Source organism: uncultured Aliiroseovarius sp., assembly GCF_947492455.1.
Taxonomy (GTDB): Bacteria; Pseudomonadota; Alphaproteobacteria; order Rhodobacterales; family Rhodobacteraceae; genus Aliiroseovarius.
The window spans coordinates 225,696-240,730 of record NZ_CANLNB010000002.1 but is presented as its reverse complement, the minus strand read 5'-3'; the positions used below and the strand labels follow the sequence as shown (position 1 = coordinate 240,730).

The following is a 15,035-nucleotide window of genomic DNA, read 5'->3' as shown; positions in this document are numbered from 1 at the left end:
ATCCAAGCCACGGGGCAAGGTCAACGGCATTTCCGCCCCTGCCCCGTGCTATTTTTTGTCGTCAGAACAAGACCCCGACCAGCCACAGCGTGATCCCGGGGAATGCTACCAGAACCACCACGCGGATCAGGTCGGACAAAACGAAGGGGGCAACGCCGCGATAGGTCGCGCTCATCGGGATGTCGCGGGCCATCGAGTTGATGATGAACAGGTTCATCCCAACCGGCGGGGTGATCAATCCGACCTCAACCACGATCAGGGCAAGGATACCGAACCAGATACCGGCCTCTTCCGGGGTCAGGCCGAAGTCCAGAACCTCGATGATCGGATAGAAGATCGGGATGGTCAGGAGGATCATCGACAGGCTGTCCATGACGCAGCCGAAGACCAGATAGGCAATCAGCATCATGGTCAGGACCAGAAGCGGTGCGTAACCTTGGGCCGACACCCAGTCTGCCAGCATTTGCGGCGCTTGGGTGAAGGCGAGGAACGAGTTGAAGATCTGCGCGCCAAGCACGATGAAGAAGATCATCGCAGTGGATTGCGCGGTGGCCAGAACGCTGTCCAAGAAGCCTTTCCAGGTCAGACCGCCGGTCATCACACCATACAGGCCAGTGGCAACGGCACCTACGGCAGCACCCTCGGTCGGGGTAAACAGCGCTTGCACGCCCACTTTCGACCAGTTCCAGTCGCCCGCGATCCCGCCCATCACGAGGCCAAAGATCACCACAACCGGCCAGATCGACAGAAGCGTCTTGAAACGCTCGGCATAGGGGACGCGTTCCGCCGTGGTCGCGCTGTCCGGGTTGATGCGCACCATAACGGCCACGGTCAACATATAGCCAAGCGCCGCCAGAATACCCGGCACCAGCGCCGCGATGAACATCTTCACGATGTTCTGCTCGGTCAGGATCGCATAGATCACCAGAATAACCGAGGGCGGGATCAAGATGCCTAGCGTGCCGCCTGCGGCCAGAACGCCAGTCGACAGCGCATCCGAGTAGCCACGCTTGCGCATCTCAGGCAAGGCCACCTGCCCCATGGTTGAGGCGGTTGCCAGCGACGACCCGCAGACCGCGCCGAACCCAGCACAGGCGCCAACAGCCGCCATTGCCACGCCGCCCTTGCGGTGCCCCAGCCAGTCCGAGGCCGCATTGAACAGCGCGCCTGACATGCCGGACTTGGTGGCGAACTGCCCCATCAAGAGGAACAGCGGCACGATCGACAGCGAATAGCTTGAGAACGTGTCATACGAGAGTGTTTTCAACTGGCTCAGCGTGACCGAGGGACGGCCCATCATGTACCAGATTCCGAAGAAACCGGTCAGACCCATCGCAAGCCCAATCGGCAGGCGCAGGAAGATCGCCAGAAGCATCAGCGCAAAGGCGACGATTGCGAGTTCGATACCGGTCATACGTGCTGCTCCTTGCCGTCAAGCACCCAATTGAAGGATCGCCATGTGGTATAAATGGCGACCACGAGGAAAAACGCCGCGCCGATCAGGCACAGGCCGAAGGGGATCCACAGGGGGACTTCCAACTCGTAGGTACTTTCGGCAAAGAAGGGTTTCGACCCCATGCCCAATACGCTGCGGAAGGCGTCAGAGCCAAAGGGGAACTTTTCGCCAAAGCCCAACCACAGGCGCCATAGGATGATAAAGGCTGCCCCGGTCAGGAATACGTCGCCGATGAAGCCCAAAAGCGCTTGGATGCGCTCAGGCAGGCGGGTGATGAAAATGTCTACGGTCACGTGGCCGCGTTTAAACTGGCACCACGGCATGAAGGCAAAGACGGCGACGGCACAGCCCATCTCGACGATTTCAAAGTCACCTTTGACCGGCGACAGGCCATAGCCCGACAATGCCCGTCCGATGATCGACACCACGGTGGTCATCGCGATGCCAACCAGAACGGCACCCCCCGAGTACGCCATCCAGCGGCTTAGAAATTCCATGATACGCCCCACCCGGAGCTCGGCAGATTTCGCGATTGCCACGACTTTCCCCCTTCTAACCGTTCAGCACAGGCCAAGATGCCTATGCTAGAAAGAAAAACTCCGGGCAGCCCATCAGGCCGCCCGGAGCTGTGTGTGTCACCAGATCACTGGTCCGAGTACTTCGCGACCAGCTCTTTTGCCAGTGCTACCATACCTGCGCCGTCCAGACCCTTCGAGGTCATGTCAGCGGCCCAAGCTTCAACTTGCTTGTCGCCCATGGCGCGGATTTCAGCCACCAGAGCCGGGTCCAGTTCGTGGATCTTGTTGTCGGTGCCAGCGACGATTTCGCGGCCGATCACGTCACCTTTGTCGAACGAAGCACCTGCCCAAGCCGAGGCTTCCAGACCCGAGTTCGCGTCGATGACAGCTTTCAGGTCATCCGGCAGACCGGCATAGGTGTCTTTGTTCATCGCCCAGATGAAGAAGGTGTTGTACAGCGAACGGTCACCCGGGATCTCGGTGTGGCTGTCAGCCAGTTCGTGCACTTTCAGCGGCGGTACGATTTCCCACGGAATTACACCACCTTCAACAACGCCTTTCGACAGGCTTTCCGGGAAGGTCGGGAGCGGCATGCCAACCGGCGTTGCGCCCAGCGTTTCAAACAGGGTGTTTGCCTGACGCGACGGACCGCGCAGTTTCAGACCATCGAAGTCGGCCAGAGCCATGACCGGCTCGCCTTTTTTGTGGATAACGCCCGGGCCGTGTACGTGCACAGCCAGCAGTTTGACGTCGCCCATACGCTCCATCAGGTACTTTTCCGAGAACTCCCACGCCGCTTTCGACGAGGCCGCCGCGTTGCGCGAGGTCATAAAGGGCAGTTCGAAGGCTTCAGCTTCCGGGAAACGGCCCGGAGTATAGGCGGGCAGAGCCCAGCCACAGTCAATAACGCCATCGCGGATCTGGTCATACAGAGCCTGCGGTTTACCGCCCAGCTGCATTGCCGGATAGAGTTCAACCTTGATGCGACCACCCGAGTCTTTCTCGATCTTCTCGGCCCAGGGCGCCATGAAGTACAGCGGGGTCGAGCCCTTCGGCGGCAGGAAGTGCTGGCAGCGCAGCGTGACGTCCTGTGCGAAGCTGGCGGTTGCACTCAGTCCAAGTGCAAAGGCACCGGCCAAGGTGGCTTTCATGGTAAGTTTCATTTCGCTTCCTCCCAACGCGAGTATATTACAGTTGCCAAGGCTCCTTCCTCGGCAATTGACGACAATACAAACAGGGTCGGCTGACTCGTGCAAGCTTATTCGACCATCCGGTCGGCTTTGTTGATCCTGTCGCTGAAATTTATGTACTCATTTTTCGTTGCGTTCGCAACATTATATCTGAAAGCAGGGTATTTCTACGGTTTTTGTGGCGGGCTCGCTGGGGCTCGCCTGAAACGAAAAGGTACAGTGGATCATGTACAAAATTGCAAAAGAATCACGAAATGGCTGATGTGAATGTGTCGATGCAGTGAAATACAACACGTTTCGCCACCACCCCGAATGCCCAGTCCCGCTCAGTTCGCCGCTCGAAACATGCTCAGATTGAACAGCTTGCTTGACCTCGGGCCACTCGCATGTTTCGACAGGAACAACTAAAAAGGGCACGAGCATGATCAAACGGCTTTACGACTGGACAATGGGACTGGCCAACACGCCGCACGCGCTTTGGGCGCTGGCGGTGGTGGCGTTTCTGGAAAGCTCGGTCTTTCCAATCCCGCCAGATGTTCTGATGATTCCCATGATCATCGCCCGCCCCTCGCGCGCCTTTGTGATTGCTGGCGTCGCGCTGGTCGCATCCGTACTGGGCGGCATGTTCGGCTATTATATCGGCTGGGGCATGTTCGAGACCGTCGGACGCCCCGTGTTGGAATTCTACGGCAAGGATGCTTATTTCGACGAGTTCGCGACGCGCTATAACGAATGGGGCGCTTGGGCTGTCCTGATCGCGGGTGTGACCCCCTTCCCCTATAAGGTTATCACGATCCTGTCGGGTGCAACGGGTCTGAACTTCGCCGTCTTCATGGTGGCCAGCATTATTGCACGCGGACTACGCTTCTTCATCGTAGCTACGCTTTTGTGGAAGTTCGGCGCCCCAATCCGCCACTTCATTGAACGCAGGCTGGGCCTGCTGTTCACCATCTTCTGCATCCTGCTTGTCGGCAGTTTCTATCTGGTGAAGTTCCTATGACCCTGCTTGATCGTCTTTCGACCAAATCCTTGATCGTCACCGCTGCCTTGGCGTCGGCCAGCATCTTGGTGGGCGCGTTTATCTTCCAGTCCTTGGGGTATGCGCCCTGCAAAATGTGCTTGTGGCAGCGCTGGCCCCATGCGATTGCGATCGCACTGGGCGGAGCCGCACTGGCCACCAAGATGCGCCTTTTGCGCTGGGTGGGTGCCTTGAACATGGCCGTATCCGCCGGACTTGGCATCTACCATTCGGGCGTTGAACGGAAACTTTGGGAGGGCCCGTCGTCCTGCACCGGCGGCGGCGTGGGCAACCTGTCGGTCGACGACCTGCTGGCGCAGATCCAAGCAGCCCCCTTGGTCCGCTGTGACGAAATCCCGTGGCGCCTGTCCGACATGATCCCAATCGAGGCATTGGACATCACCATGGCCAACTTCAACGCCGTTGGCTCGTTGGTCTTTATGGCGCTGTGGATCGCGGCAGCCCGCCGCGCGGACTAGTCCTTGTTGCGCAACAGCTGACGCAGGATGCCGTGGAACATCTGCACGTCCAGGCGGCTCAGGTTCAGGCGGCTCCACATGTTGCGTTGGGTAATCTTCATCACCTCGGCCTTGGTCTCGGGATAGAAATACCCGGCCTCGTCCAACCGCTTTTCATAGTGCTCGGCCAGCTTCTCGACCTCAATCGCGCTGGCCGGTTCGCTACTGGCCCATTCCATCACGTGATGCGCGGTCTCATGGGTCTGGCGGCGATATTCATAGGCGGTCAGCAACACGCATTGCGCAAGGTTGAGCGAGGCAAATTCCGGGTTCACGGGAACCGAGATCAGGGCATTCGCCCGCGCAACCTCGTCATTTTCCAGCCCGGTGCGCTCTGGCCCGAACAATACCGCGACCTTCTTGCCCCGTAGACGCATCTGGCGGGCTTCTTCCATGGCACGTTCCGGGCTGAGTACTGGTTTCGCCAGATCACGCGACCGCGCCGTCGTGGCATAGACATAATCGCAATCGCCGATCCCGTCCGCCAGCGTGTCATAAACACTCGCCGCATCCAGAACCCGCCCCGCACCCGACGCCATTGCCACAGCGGCTTGGTTCGGCCACCCGTCACGCGGGTTGATGATCCGCATGCGTTCCAACCCGAAATTCAGCATCGCACGCGCGGCGGCACCAATGTTTTCCCCCATCTGAGGGCGGACCAGAACGATTTCAGGCTGAGGTCCCAGTTGGGTCTCGGGGGTATCCATTGCGGCAGTCTCTTTCATTTGCTCGGGCGCGTGATACGCTGAGCAGGATCATTCGGCAAGCAGGAGCTTTCCCATGGCTTATGACAGCGGTCTTTATGCAATCCTGAAAGACGATCTAGGCGAACGGCCCGATCTGATGGAAAAGAAAATGTTCGGCGGTATTGCCTTCATGCTGAACGGCAACATGCTGTGTGGCGTGCATAAAGACGGCGCCATGTACCGGGTTGGAAAAGAGCACGAAGCTGCCGCGCTTGCCCTGCCCGGCGCACGCAAGATGGATTTCACCGGGCGTCCGATGGGTGGCTTCATTGATGCCGGTGAAGAGGCGATGGCAGATGACGACACCCGCGCGGAATTACTGCGGCTGGCCGTGGATTTCGTGTCCTCTCTGCCCGCAAAGTAACGCCTACGCTTGCAATAGCGGCAAACCCGGCTATGAAGCCTGTCAGAAAGAAGAAGAAGGATCGCGCAGATGGCCGACACTGAACAGGACCGCCCCCAGCTGTATCTGGTGACCCCGCCCGAGATCGAGCTGTCGCGTTTCCCGACCGCACTGGCCAAAGTGCTGGATACCTATGACACCGCTTGCCTGCGCCTGTCGTTGGCCACCACGGATGAAGACCGCATCATGCGCGCCGCCGACGCCTGTCGCGAAGTCGCCCATGCCCGCGACGTGCCGATCGTAATCGCCGAACATGCGCTGCTGGTTGAACGACTGGGTCTGGACGGTGTGCATCTGGGCGATGGCGCGCGCCGCGTGCGCAAGACCCGCGACGATCTGGGGGCTGACGCCATTGTGGGCGCTTACTGCGCCGCCTCGCGCCATGACGGCATGAATGCAGGCGAAACCGGCGCGGATTACGTCAGCTTTGGCCCCGCCGGATCGACGCCCCTTGGCGATGGCACCCGCGCGGAACATGACCTGTTTGCCTGGTGGAGCCAGATGATCGAAGTGCCCGTGGTTGCTGAAGGCGCGCTGGACGAAGACACGATCCGCGCCCTCGCCCCCGTCACCGACTTTTTCGCCATCGGCGAGGAAATCTGGCGCACCGAGGATCCCTCGGCCACGCTGGGCCGCTTGCTGGCCGCAATGGACGGTTAACGTTCGACGTTCAAATCCCCTAGACCTTCACGAATGGCCGCCTCGCAATGGGCGGCCAATTCTTTTCGGCCCTTGAAGTCCGAGACCTTGACCGGAGCGTGATAAACCAGCTCGACTCGCCCTTGGCGCCTGACAGCCAAGGTCTGGAGCAAATGCGGGCCGAACTCCATGTCCCCCCACCAGCCATAGAACCGCGGATCATGGCCTTCCGGTGCGAAATAGCGGATCGTGACGGGCTGCACCCACATGAAATCCCGCAAGTTCGGCGTGAAGAACGCGGCGAAGAGCGTAGATTTAAACGGCAATACCCGCTGACTGTCCGAAGACGTTCCTTCCGGGAAAAAGAGCAGCTTGTGCCCGGCCATCAGACGGGTGCGAAAGACCTCGATCTGACTTTGTGCCTCTTTCCGGTCGCGGTTGATGAACACCGTCCCCGTCGCCCGCGCCAGCCAGCCAATGCCCGGCCAACCCGCGACTTCGGATTTCGACACGAAATACACCCGTTTGCGGGCATTGAGCGAGAAGATGTCCAGCCACCCCGCGTGATTGGCCACCACCGCGCCTTTCTGCTGCATCGGCTCTCCGGTCGTCGCGAAGCGAATCCCAAGGATCCGAAAGGCGTTGCGGCAGACAAACTGTGTGATGTGCGGCGTGATGGGCCTCTGCGTGCCAAAGATCGGGCGTTCAAACAGACGCACCAGAAGCAGCAAGATCAACCCGCCGAAAACCAGAATACCAAGCGGTAATCCACGCCGAACAATGCGCAGATACTCTAATTTCGTGGGGTGAAACGCGTGCGGCTCGTGCCCGCCCTGCCACGTTGCATTCATGTTTTGCCCCCCGCATAGATGGCGCGCGACCGGTCATTGACCAGCGACATGTCGATGATCAGACAGACATCGGTGGTGTTGAAGACATGGTCAATGAACGCGCCTTCACCCACGAACCCACCCAGACGCAGGTAGCCCTTGATCAGTGCCGGAACCGCGCGCATGGCGGCGGGGCGGTCGATCTCGCTTTCCGGCATCAGATCCATCGATTGATACACATCTGGCTGGGCGCGCACCCGAATGGCTTCGGGCGCGAGATGCCGGTGATGCAGCAGGGACAAAGGCGCCTTCAGTGCGCCAATATCCGTCCCATGAAACGAGGCCACGCCGAACAGGATCTCGATCCCGTGCTCTTCCACATAGCGGGCCAATCCGCCCCACAGATGCATCATCGCCGGCCCGCCGCGATAGTCCGGATGTAGGCAAGACCGCCCTAATTCCAAGAGCTTTCGGCCCGAGGCTTTCAGAACGCTCAAATCATACTCGGCCTCGGAGTAAAAACGCTCTGGGCCGTCGGGCGTGTTCAGCTTCTCGCCCCGCAGCAGCCGATAGACCCCGACCGCAGGGGATCCTTCGCGCGCGTGGTCAAACAGGATCAAATGGTCATAGAACGGATCAAACGCATCACGTTCCAACCCGTTCTCGTGGTCCACCAAAGGCCCGTCTCCGCCCAGCTCGCGCACGAAGACATCGTAACGCAGCCGTTGTGCTGCGATCAGATCTGCGTCACTCTGGGCCAGTCTCAGTTCAAATTCGGGCGCAGTCATGGACAATTAACCATTTGATAACCTTGTTCAGCTCATATGGCTCAGACATCGGACGCACAATGGGCATCCGCGCGGCACCTTAGCGTTCAGGAGGCGTAAATACAGGCATCAAGTCAACATGTTCAATCATGATCACCTTCTTCCCGGCGTGTTCGAAGTTTACCGTGACGCGCCCTCCAATATTGGATTGCACCTGCCCCAGCCCCCAATCGGGTTTTTCGGGGTGGCGCACCAGCATTCCCGGCTCAAGAAGTGATCCCAATCCCATGACATTCTTCCCTATCAGGCTTCAAACATGACCAAACAAGACCGCGACCTGACCGCGTTGATCGGATCCCGTATCTGCCACGACCTTATCTCCCCATTAGGCGCAATCGGCAATGGGGTAGAGCTGTTGCAGCTCTCTGGCATGGGCGACAGTCCGGAAATGGCGCTGATTGCAGAGAGCGTGACCAATGCCAACCTTCGGATCCGTTTTTTCCGTGTGGCATTTGGCGCCGCGAATGAGGGCCAGTCTCTGTCCGAAAAAGAAATCCGCGCGGTGCTGGCGCCCGGTGTAGATGGGCGCAAGACCAAGATCGACTGGCAGCCCACGGGCGATCTGCCCCGAACCGAAGTGAAACTGGCCTTCCTTGCGTTGCAATGCTTTGAAAGCGCGATGCCGTGGGGTGGTGAACTGGCTGTCACGCGCACTGATGGGCGCTGGCAGATGTTGGCGCACGGCGAGCGTTTGAACATCAACCCCGATCTTTGGGGCCTGCTGTCCGAAGCCAAACCCGATCTCGAGGTGCCGCCTGCCCATGTCCATTTCGCGCTGATCCGGCCAGAGCTGCAACGACAGGGCCGAACGGCTTTAGTCCAGATCGCTGACCAGAGTATCAGCCTGACCTTCTGAACGAAAAAGCCGCCCCTGAGGGCGGCTTTTAATTTAGGCGCGTGTGGTGCCGTCGCCGACGACCAAATACTTGAACGATGTCAGCTGCTTAGAGCCCACCGGCCCCCGCGCGTGCATCTTACCAGTGGCAATCCCGATCTCGGCCCCCATGCCAAACTCGCCGCCATCGGCAAATTGGGTCGATGCATTGCGCATCAGGATCGCACTGTCCAGACGGGTGAAGAAGTGATCCGCAGTCGCATCATCTTCCGTCATGATCGCATCCGTGTGGGACGAGGAATAGCGGTTGATGTGATCAATCGCGCCGTCCACATCATCGACGAGCTTGGCGGCAATAATGCTGTCCAGATACTCGTGGCCCCAGTCGTCTTCGGTTGCAGGAACGCTACCCGTCAGGCCTTCGCCCACGCGCACCTCAACCCCGGCGGCCATCAGATCGTCGATCACCGCCTGCCCCAGATCCTGTGCATCGCGGTGGATCAGCAGACACTCGGCCGAGCCACAAATCCCTGTCCGGCGGGTTTTGGCGTTCATTACGACCTTACGGGTCTTCTCGGCATCCGCATCCTTGTCGATATAGATGTGCACGATCCCTTCCAGATGCGCGAACACCGGCACGCGGGCCTCGCGCTGGACCAGCCCCACAAGGCCTTTGCCGCCCCGCGGGACGATCACGTCCACATAGTCGGTCATCGTCAGCATCTCGCTGACCGCGGCGCGATCACGGGTCGGGATCAGTTGAATGGCGTCCTCGGGCAGACCGGCAGCGCGCAGACCGTCCTGAAGGCATTCATGGATCAGCCCTGCGGAGTGGAAGCTTTCCGAACCGCCCCGCAGGATCACCGCGTTCCCGGCCTTCAGGCACAGCGCGCCCGCATCTGCGGTCACGTTAGGGCGGCTTTCGTAGATCACACCAATTACACCCAACGGGGTACGCACGCGGCGAATGTTCAGGCCCGTGGGACGGTCCCATTCCTCGATCACTTCTCCCACCGGATCATCCTGCGCGGCCACAGCACGCAGCCCGTCGCACATACCTTTGATGCGCTCTTCGTCCAGCATCAAACGGTCCATCATCGCGTCCGACAGACCTTTGTTGCGGCCAAACTCCATGTCTTTTTCATTGGCGGCGATAATGTCATCCCGACGGTCCCAGCAGGCATCGGCAGCGGCCATCAAGGCCTTTTCCTTGGCCTCGGCTGGTGCGAAAGCAAGGTCACGTGCGGCCGCGCGGGCGCGGGTGCCAATGTCGGTCATCATGGTTTTGATGTCGTCGCTCATCTTGCTTTCTCCAGTAAGGTGGTTTTGTAACTTATTGTCTTTAAAGGGACATATCGTCCCGGTGGATCAGGGCCGCGCGGCCCGGGTGACCCAGAATGCGTTCGATTTGGTCGGAGCGCTGGCCCTTGATGGCGCGTGCCTCGTCTGCCGTATAGCCCGCCAACCCCGCGCCCAAATGGGTGCCATCCGCGCCCTGAATATCGACGGGATCGCCCCGCATGAACGCGCCAATCACATCCGTGACACCCGCCGCCAACAGCGACTTGCCGGATCGGAGTGCCTGCACGGCGCCATCATCCAGCACCAGCACGCCCTGAGGTTTCATCGACGCGATCCAATGCTTGCGTGCGGCTTTCGGCGTGGTGCGTGCGGTGAACAGCGTTGCCGCCGCACCTTCCATCAACGAGGTCAACGGGTTCATCCGAGACCCTTCGGTGATCGTCATGTCACACCCGGCCCCGGTCGCGGTCTTCGCGGCCATGACCTTGGTCTTCATCCCGCCCTTTGACAGGCCGGTGCCGGCATCGCCCGCCATCGCCTCGATCTGCGGGGTGATCTGGTCGATCACGTCAAAGCGTGTGGCCGTCGGGTCGTCTTTAGGGTTGCCGGAATAGAACCCGTCCACATCCGACAAGAGCACCAGATGGTCCGCGCCAATGGTCACAGCGACCTGCGCGGCCAAGCGGTCATTGTCACCAAAGCGGATTTCGTCAGTCGCAACCGTGTCATTTTCGTTCACGATCGGCACCACGCCCAGCGACAGAAGTGTTTCCAGCGTCGCGCGCGAGTTCAGATAGCGACGGCGATCCGCGCTGTCTTCCAGCGTCACCAAAACCTGTGCAGTGGTGGCACCCAGCGGGGCCAACGCCTCTTCATAGGCACGCGCCAGACGTATCTGACCCACAGCCGCAGCCGCCTGAGATTGCTCCAACGACAGTGCGCCCATCGGCAGGCCAAGCACGCCACGGCCCAACGCGATCGAGCCCGACGAGACCAACACCACATCCGCGCCACGCGCCTTCAAAGCAGCCACGTCCGCACAGAGCGAGCCAAGCCAATCCGCCTTCAGCGCACCGGTTTCTGCATCCACCAACAGTGCCGAGCCGATTTTGACAACGACACGTTTTGCCGTGCTTAGGGCTGCCACGTCTCTTCTTCCTCTTGCGGCTTCTGGCGAATGCGATCTTCCGAGATTTCGGTGCGCAGCGCGCGCAGAACATCCGTGGTACCTTGTTGGGCCACGCCCGACATCAACATCACCGGACCACCGACGGCTTCTTCTAACGCGGCCAGTTTCTCGGACCGTTCATCGTCATCCAGCGCGTCGATCTTGTTCAGGACAGTCACGCGCGGCTTATCGCCCAGAATGTCGCCATAGTTTTCGATCTCGGTAATGATGGTCTGCCAGTCGGCGACCACGTCCTCGGTAGTGCCGTCGACCAGATGCAGGAGCACCGCGCAGCGTTCGACGTGACCAAGGAACAAATCGCCCAGCCCCCTGCCCTCGGACGCGCCTTCAATCAGGCCCGGAATGTCCGCGACCACAAACTCGACCCCGTCGACGCCGACAACACCCAAGTTCGGGTGCAGCGTGGTAAACGGATAGTCCGCAATTTTCGGCCGCGCGTTCGAAGTCGCGGCAAGGAAGGTCGATTTACCCGCATTGGGCAGACCCAGAAGGCCCACATCCGCGATCAGCTTCAGGCGCAGCCAGATCGTGCGTTCAACACCAGCCAAACCGGGGTTGGCACGACGTGGTGCGCGGTTGGTCGAGCTGGTGAAATGCAGGTTGCCGAAACCACCGTTACCGCCCTTGGCAATGACAATCCGCTGGCCCACTTCGGTCAGGTCAGCGATGACGGTCTCTTCGTCCTCGTCAAGAATTTCAGTGCCCACAGGCACGCGCAGGACGATGTCTTCGCCATCCGCGCCGGTGCGTTGCTTGCCCATGCCGGGGCGGCCATTGCCCGCGAAGAAGTGCTGTTGATAGCGGAAGTCGATCAGAGTGTTCAGGCCGTCAACCACCTCGACCACGACGTCGCCACCGCGCCCGCCGTCGCCGCCATCCGGCCCGCCATATTCGATATATTTCTCGCGCCGGAACGACACGCAGCCAGACCCGCCCGAACCGGACCGGATATAGACCTTTGCTAGATCGAGAAACTTCATGACGCGCGCCTTTCTGTTATGTCACAGGCGATAGAGGGAAATTGGCCGAGGCTCAAGTCCAGAGCCTGCAGCAAGGGCAATTGGATCAGCTTTTTGGTCGCGAAAGTGGGAAATCAGGCGATTGCGCGCGCGCCTCCCAATACGCACGCGACAGGCTGAGCTTGATCAGCACCTCATCGCAATCACGCGAAACACAATGCGCGTTTTCAGTCTTCCCGGTGTCCCGGAACCCCAGCCCCGTTAATACCGCACGCGACGCATGGTTGCCGGGGAAATGGCCCGAGCCGATTTGGTCCAGATCCGCGGTCGCGAACACATGCGAAATCAGCGCACTCGCCGCTTCCCGCATGACGCCCCGGCCATGATGCTTGCGCCCCAGCCAGTAACCAAGTGTCGGGTCCAGACCAACCACGCCCAGAACCTCGCCATCCTCGTCAATGGCCAAGCCGCCCAGCGGATTGGTGTTGGCGAGGTAGTCCACAAACCCATCGAAATCCGCCCGCGTATAGGGATGCGGCACAACCGTCAGCCAGCGCGCCACCTCAATATCGTCAAGAAGCGCGACGACCTGATCGCCGTCATCCGGCGTCAGGGGGCGGAGCGCAAACCGTTCCGTCCTGATCTGGATATTCTGTTCCATGGCAATGTGTTACGCCATCTTCCTGATGTAGGTCCAGGTTGGCACATTGGCGCCGCGCGCTACCGAATGGCTTTCCGCGTCGCCAATATATTCGAACCCCGCGTGGGTCAGGACACGGGCCGAGGCCGGGTTATCCTGAAAAACCTCCGCAAAGATGGTGCTGTTGGCCTGCGGGTTCGCCTCGATCAGCGCACAGACAGCCTCGGAGGCGATGCCTGAGTTCCAGAACCCCGGCGACACCCAATAGCCAAGCTGGCTCTGCCCGCGATCCAGCGCGTTCAGCGTAATCACGCCCAGAACGTCATCCTGATCCTCGTTCAGACCGTCCATAACCCAGACATCCTCGTTCCGATCCTCGGCCATGGCGCGGTCAATAAACGCCTCGGTCACGCCGGGCGGCAAGGGATGCGGGATCGAGCGCGTGGCCTCAGCCACCCGTTTGTCCGACACAGACAGGACCAATGCCCCAAGATCCGAGGGCCGCACCGGGCGCAGCACAAAACGCTCCGCCTGAATGATCGGCTGGGTTCTGATATCTACATGCTTCATGGCTTTCCCTCCTCTGAAAAGCACTGAATGCACCGCCCGTTCTTCCCGTGAAGACCAACGCATAACCTGCGTTTTCGGCGCTTTTAGGGCGTTCGTGTGAACGTTGGATGAACAGGCAAGTAAGTACTGAAAACAAAAAGAAAAGGGGCCGGCTATCACAGCCGGCCCCTGAAATTTCACAACCTCGTTAGGTTTCGGCTTACTCTGCGGCCTCCGCCACCGGGAGAACCGAAATAAAGGTGCGGCCTTTCAGGCCTTTGTGGAATTTGACGGTGCCTTCGCTGGTTGCAAAGATGGTGTGATCTTTGCCCATGCCCACGTTTTCACCCGGCCACATCTTGGTACCGCGCTGACGCACGATGATGTTGCCCGGGATCACAACCTGACCACCGTATTTCTTTACACCAAGGCGACGACCGGCTGAGTCGCGGCCGTTACGGGATGAACCGCCTGCTTTTTTATGTGCCATGCTATCTCTCCTTAGCTCTTGTTAGCCGTTGGCCAGTTCTTTGGCCTGCTCTACCCAGCCTTCACGCTCGATACGGCCTTTGAACGACAGTTTCTCGTCGAACTCGGCAATCTCGGCTTCGCCCCAAGCGGCGATCTGAGCAAAGGTGGTGATTCCAGCTTCCAGCAGTTTCTTCTCAAGCGCGGGGCCAACGCCCGACAGCTTTTTCAGATCGTCAGCACCGGCGGGTGCTTCTGCCTTGGCGGCTTTCTTCGAAGCTGCTTTCTTTGCAGGCGCTTTGGCCGGAGCAGCCGCTGCAACAGCAGCACCCGAAACCGAACCTGCACCGATGGCAGCTTTCACGCCCGACTTGTCGGCACCCTTTTCCAGGATGTCGGTTACGCGGAGCAGCGTCAGTTGCTGACGGTGACCCTTGGTGCGCTTCGAGCTGTGCTTACGGCGACGCTTCACGAAGTGAATGACTTTTTCGCCTTTGATCTGGTCAATGACTTCTGCCTGTACACCAGCACCTTCTACGGTGGGGGCACCAACAGTCGAACCGACCATCAGAATCTCGTTGAACTGGACTGTCTCGCCAGCATCGGCCGCCAGCTTTTCAACGCGCAGAACGTCGCCAGCCTGGACCTTATACTGCTTGCCGCCGGTTTTCAGAACCGCAAACATTTGATCTTCCTTCATAATCCGCGTCCTATGGCCCCGGGTAAATCCGGCGTTTGTCGAAGGGCCCATCCCTTCCATTGCCTCGAACTGCGCGCCCGCCACTTTCGTTTTGGACATAGTTTTCAACCCCCGCACAGGAAAATCCCGGCAGGAATGGCGGCTTATCGGGTGGATCAGGCTGAAAGTCAAGACTTTTACACAGGCGCACCGCGCTTATTTTCAAGGACACCGGCTGGGCCTTGCAGGTCTTCGCCGGTCGTAATAGC

At 59.7% G+C, this 15,035-nt stretch carries 19 protein-coding genes; 5 read left to right on the top strand and 14 right to left on the bottom strand.

Annotated elements, in window-relative coordinates; translation table 11 throughout:
* Nucleotides 1-61: 61 nt before the first annotated feature.
* The 3 genes from Q0677_RS04595 to Q0677_RS04585 form a co-directional block, all read right to left on the bottom strand.
* Nucleotides 62-1,414, bottom strand: a complete 1,353-nt coding sequence (locus Q0677_RS04595; RefSeq protein WP_298906395.1) for a TRAP transporter large permease — start codon at nucleotides 1,412-1,414, stop codon at nucleotides 62-64.
* On the bottom strand, nucleotides 1,411-1,995 hold the full coding sequence (locus tag Q0677_RS04590) for a TRAP transporter small permease (RefSeq protein ID WP_298906392.1): 585 nt from the start codon (nucleotides 1,993-1,995) through the stop codon (nucleotides 1,411-1,413). The genes Q0677_RS04595 and Q0677_RS04590 overlap by 4 nt, the downstream gene beginning before the upstream one ends.
* A gap of 104 nt (nucleotides 1,996-2,099) precedes the next feature.
* Nucleotides 2,100-3,137 (bottom strand): TRAP transporter substrate-binding protein, encoded by a 1,038-nt coding sequence (locus Q0677_RS04585; RefSeq protein ID WP_133488463.1) that lies wholly within the window; start codon nucleotides 3,135-3,137, stop codon nucleotides 2,100-2,102.
* A 448-nt stretch (nucleotides 3,138-3,585) separates the two neighbouring features.
* On the opposite strand from Q0677_RS04585, the gene Q0677_RS04580 reads away from it, so the two are divergent.
* Together Q0677_RS04580 and Q0677_RS04575 are read left to right on the top strand one after the other, a co-directional pair.
* Nucleotides 3,586-4,164 carry a YqaA family protein gene (locus Q0677_RS04580; RefSeq protein ID WP_298906387.1) on the top strand — a complete coding sequence of 193 codons (579 nt, stop codon included), beginning with the start codon at nucleotides 3,586-3,588 and terminating at the stop codon, nucleotides 4,162-4,164.
* A complete protein-coding gene (locus Q0677_RS04575; RefSeq protein ID WP_298906384.1) occupies nucleotides 4,161-4,661 on the top strand; it encodes a disulfide bond formation protein B in 501 nt (166 codons plus the stop codon). The genes Q0677_RS04580 and Q0677_RS04575 overlap by 4 nt, the downstream gene beginning before the upstream one ends.
* Here the strand turns inward: Q0677_RS04575 and Q0677_RS04570 are convergent.
* Nucleotides 4,658-5,425 (bottom strand): RNA methyltransferase, encoded by a 768-nt coding sequence (locus tag Q0677_RS04570; protein ID WP_298906381.1) that lies wholly within the window; start codon nucleotides 5,423-5,425, stop codon nucleotides 4,658-4,660. The two genes, Q0677_RS04575 and Q0677_RS04570, sit on opposite strands and share 4 nt — an antisense overlap.
* A gap of 55 nt (nucleotides 5,426-5,480) precedes the next feature.
* On the opposite strand from Q0677_RS04570, the gene Q0677_RS04565 reads away from it, so the two are divergent.
* Entirely contained in the window at nucleotides 5,481-5,810 is a 330-nt protein-coding gene (locus Q0677_RS04565; RefSeq protein ID WP_298906379.1) for a TfoX/Sxy family protein, read from the top strand.
* A gap of 69 nt (nucleotides 5,811-5,879) precedes the next feature.
* Entirely contained in the window at nucleotides 5,880-6,509 is a 630-nt protein-coding gene (locus tag Q0677_RS04560) for a thiamine phosphate synthase (RefSeq protein WP_298906376.1), read from the top strand.
* Here Q0677_RS04560 and Q0677_RS04555 read toward each other — a convergent pair.
* The 3 genes from Q0677_RS04555 to Q0677_RS04545 all read right to left on the bottom strand — a co-directional run bounded on the left by Q0677_RS04555 (nucleotide 6,506) and on the right by Q0677_RS04545 (nucleotide 8,374).
* Complete coding sequence (locus tag Q0677_RS04555; RefSeq protein WP_298906373.1) at nucleotides 6,506-7,339, bottom strand: 1-acyl-sn-glycerol-3-phosphate acyltransferase; 834 nt, start codon at nucleotides 7,337-7,339, stop codon at nucleotides 6,506-6,508. The genes Q0677_RS04560 and Q0677_RS04555 overlap by 4 nt on opposite strands.
* Nucleotides 7,336-8,106 carry a GNAT family N-acyltransferase gene (locus Q0677_RS04550; protein WP_298906370.1) on the bottom strand — a complete coding sequence of 257 codons (771 nt, stop codon included), beginning with the start codon at nucleotides 8,104-8,106 and terminating at the stop codon, nucleotides 7,336-7,338. The genes Q0677_RS04555 and Q0677_RS04550 overlap by 4 nt, the downstream gene beginning before the upstream one ends.
* Before the next feature lie 79 nt (nucleotides 8,107-8,185).
* Nucleotides 8,186-8,374: a DUF3553 domain-containing protein gene (locus Q0677_RS04545; protein ID WP_133488482.1), complete on the bottom strand. Its 189-nt coding sequence runs from the start codon at nucleotides 8,372-8,374 to the stop codon at nucleotides 8,186-8,188.
* Between the two features lie 27 nt (nucleotides 8,375-8,401).
* On the opposite strand from Q0677_RS04545, the gene Q0677_RS04540 reads away from it, so the two are divergent.
* Nucleotides 8,402-9,001: a histidine phosphotransferase family protein gene (locus Q0677_RS04540; RefSeq protein WP_298906365.1), complete on the top strand. Its 600-nt coding sequence runs from the start codon at nucleotides 8,402-8,404 to the stop codon at nucleotides 8,999-9,001.
* 33 nt (nucleotides 9,002-9,034) lie between these two features.
* Here the strand turns inward: Q0677_RS04540 and Q0677_RS04535 are convergent, their stop codons facing one another.
* From Q0677_RS04535 to Q0677_RS04505, 7 genes are all read right to left on the bottom strand, one after another.
* Nucleotides 9,035-10,282: a glutamate-5-semialdehyde dehydrogenase gene (locus Q0677_RS04535; protein WP_298906362.1), complete on the bottom strand. Its 1,248-nt coding sequence runs from the start codon at nucleotides 10,280-10,282 to the stop codon at nucleotides 9,035-9,037.
* Nucleotides 10,283-10,322: 40 nt separating this feature from the next.
* Entirely contained in the window at nucleotides 10,323-11,429 is a 1,107-nt protein-coding gene (proB, locus tag Q0677_RS04530; RefSeq protein WP_298906360.1) for a glutamate 5-kinase, read from the bottom strand.
* Nucleotides 11,417-12,451 carry a GTPase ObgE gene (gene obgE, locus Q0677_RS04525; RefSeq protein WP_298906357.1) on the bottom strand — a complete coding sequence of 345 codons (1,035 nt, stop codon included), beginning with the start codon at nucleotides 12,449-12,451 and terminating at the stop codon, nucleotides 11,417-11,419. Before obgE ends, proB begins: the two co-directional genes overlap by 13 nt.
* A gap of 85 nt (nucleotides 12,452-12,536) precedes the next feature.
* On the bottom strand, nucleotides 12,537-13,091 hold the full coding sequence (locus tag Q0677_RS04520) for a GNAT family N-acetyltransferase (protein ID WP_298906355.1): 555 nt from the start codon (nucleotides 13,089-13,091) through the stop codon (nucleotides 12,537-12,539).
* 9 nt (nucleotides 13,092-13,100) lie between these two features.
* Nucleotides 13,101-13,640 (bottom strand): GNAT family N-acetyltransferase, encoded by a 540-nt coding sequence (locus tag Q0677_RS04515; RefSeq protein ID WP_298906352.1) that lies wholly within the window; start codon nucleotides 13,638-13,640, stop codon nucleotides 13,101-13,103.
* Between the two features lie 199 nt (nucleotides 13,641-13,839).
* Nucleotides 13,840-14,109: a 50S ribosomal protein L27 gene (rpmA, locus tag Q0677_RS04510; protein WP_133488497.1), complete on the bottom strand. Its 270-nt coding sequence runs from the start codon at nucleotides 14,107-14,109 to the stop codon at nucleotides 13,840-13,842.
* Nucleotides 14,110-14,130: 21 nt separating this feature from the next.
* Nucleotides 14,131-14,772, bottom strand: a complete 642-nt coding sequence (locus Q0677_RS04505; RefSeq protein WP_298907489.1) for a 50S ribosomal protein L21 — start codon at nucleotides 14,770-14,772, stop codon at nucleotides 14,131-14,133.
* Between the last annotated feature and the right edge of the window lie 263 nt (nucleotides 14,773-15,035).

Excerpts from the sequence above, each read along its gene's own strand:
- Q0677_RS04595 (WP_298906395.1), bottom strand. The coding sequence starts at position 1,414 with ATGACCGGTATCGAACTCGCAATCGTCGCCTTTGCGCTGATGCTTCTG.
- Q0677_RS04585 (WP_133488463.1), bottom strand. The coding sequence starts at position 3,137 with ATGAAACTTACCATGAAAGCCACCTTGGCCGGTGCCTTTGCACTTGGA.
- Q0677_RS04580 (WP_298906387.1), top strand. The coding sequence starts at position 3,586 with ATGATCAAACGGCTTTACGACTGGACAATGGGACTGGCCAACACGCCG.
- Q0677_RS04575 (WP_298906384.1), top strand. The coding sequence starts at position 4,161 with ATGACCCTGCTTGATCGTCTTTCGACCAAATCCTTGATCGTCACCGCT.
- Q0677_RS04570 (WP_298906381.1), bottom strand. The coding sequence starts at position 5,425 with ATGAAAGAGACTGCCGCAATGGATACCCCCGAGACCCAACTGGGACCT.
- Q0677_RS04565 (WP_298906379.1), top strand. The coding sequence starts at position 5,481 with ATGGCTTATGACAGCGGTCTTTATGCAATCCTGAAAGACGATCTAGGC.
- Q0677_RS04560 (WP_298906376.1), top strand. The coding sequence starts at position 5,880 with ATGGCCGACACTGAACAGGACCGCCCCCAGCTGTATCTGGTGACCCCG.
- Q0677_RS04555 (WP_298906373.1), bottom strand. The coding sequence starts at position 7,339 with ATGAATGCAACGTGGCAGGGCGGGCACGAGCCGCACGCGTTTCACCCC.
- Q0677_RS04550 (WP_298906370.1), bottom strand. The coding sequence starts at position 8,106 with ATGACTGCGCCCGAATTTGAACTGAGACTGGCCCAGAGTGACGCAGAT.
- Q0677_RS04545 (WP_133488482.1), bottom strand. The coding sequence starts at position 8,374 with ATGGGATTGGGATCACTTCTTGAGCCGGGAATGCTGGTGCGCCACCCC.
- Q0677_RS04540 (WP_298906365.1), top strand. The coding sequence starts at position 8,402 with ATGACCAAACAAGACCGCGACCTGACCGCGTTGATCGGATCCCGTATC.
- Q0677_RS04535 (WP_298906362.1), bottom strand. The coding sequence starts at position 10,282 with ATGAGCGACGACATCAAAACCATGATGACCGACATTGGCACCCGCGCC.
- obgE (WP_298906357.1), bottom strand. The coding sequence starts at position 12,451 with ATGAAGTTTCTCGATCTAGCAAAGGTCTATATCCGGTCCGGTTCGGGC.
- Q0677_RS04520 (WP_298906355.1), bottom strand. The coding sequence starts at position 13,091 with ATGGAACAGAATATCCAGATCAGGACGGAACGGTTTGCGCTCCGCCCC.
- Q0677_RS04515 (WP_298906352.1), bottom strand. The coding sequence starts at position 13,640 with ATGAAGCATGTAGATATCAGAACCCAGCCGATCATTCAGGCGGAGCGT.
- rpmA (WP_133488497.1), bottom strand. The coding sequence starts at position 14,109 with ATGGCACATAAAAAAGCAGGCGGTTCATCCCGTAACGGCCGCGACTCA.
- Q0677_RS04505 (WP_298907489.1), bottom strand. The coding sequence starts at position 14,772 with ATGTTTGCGGTTCTGAAAACCGGCGGCAAGCAGTATAAGGTCCAGGCT.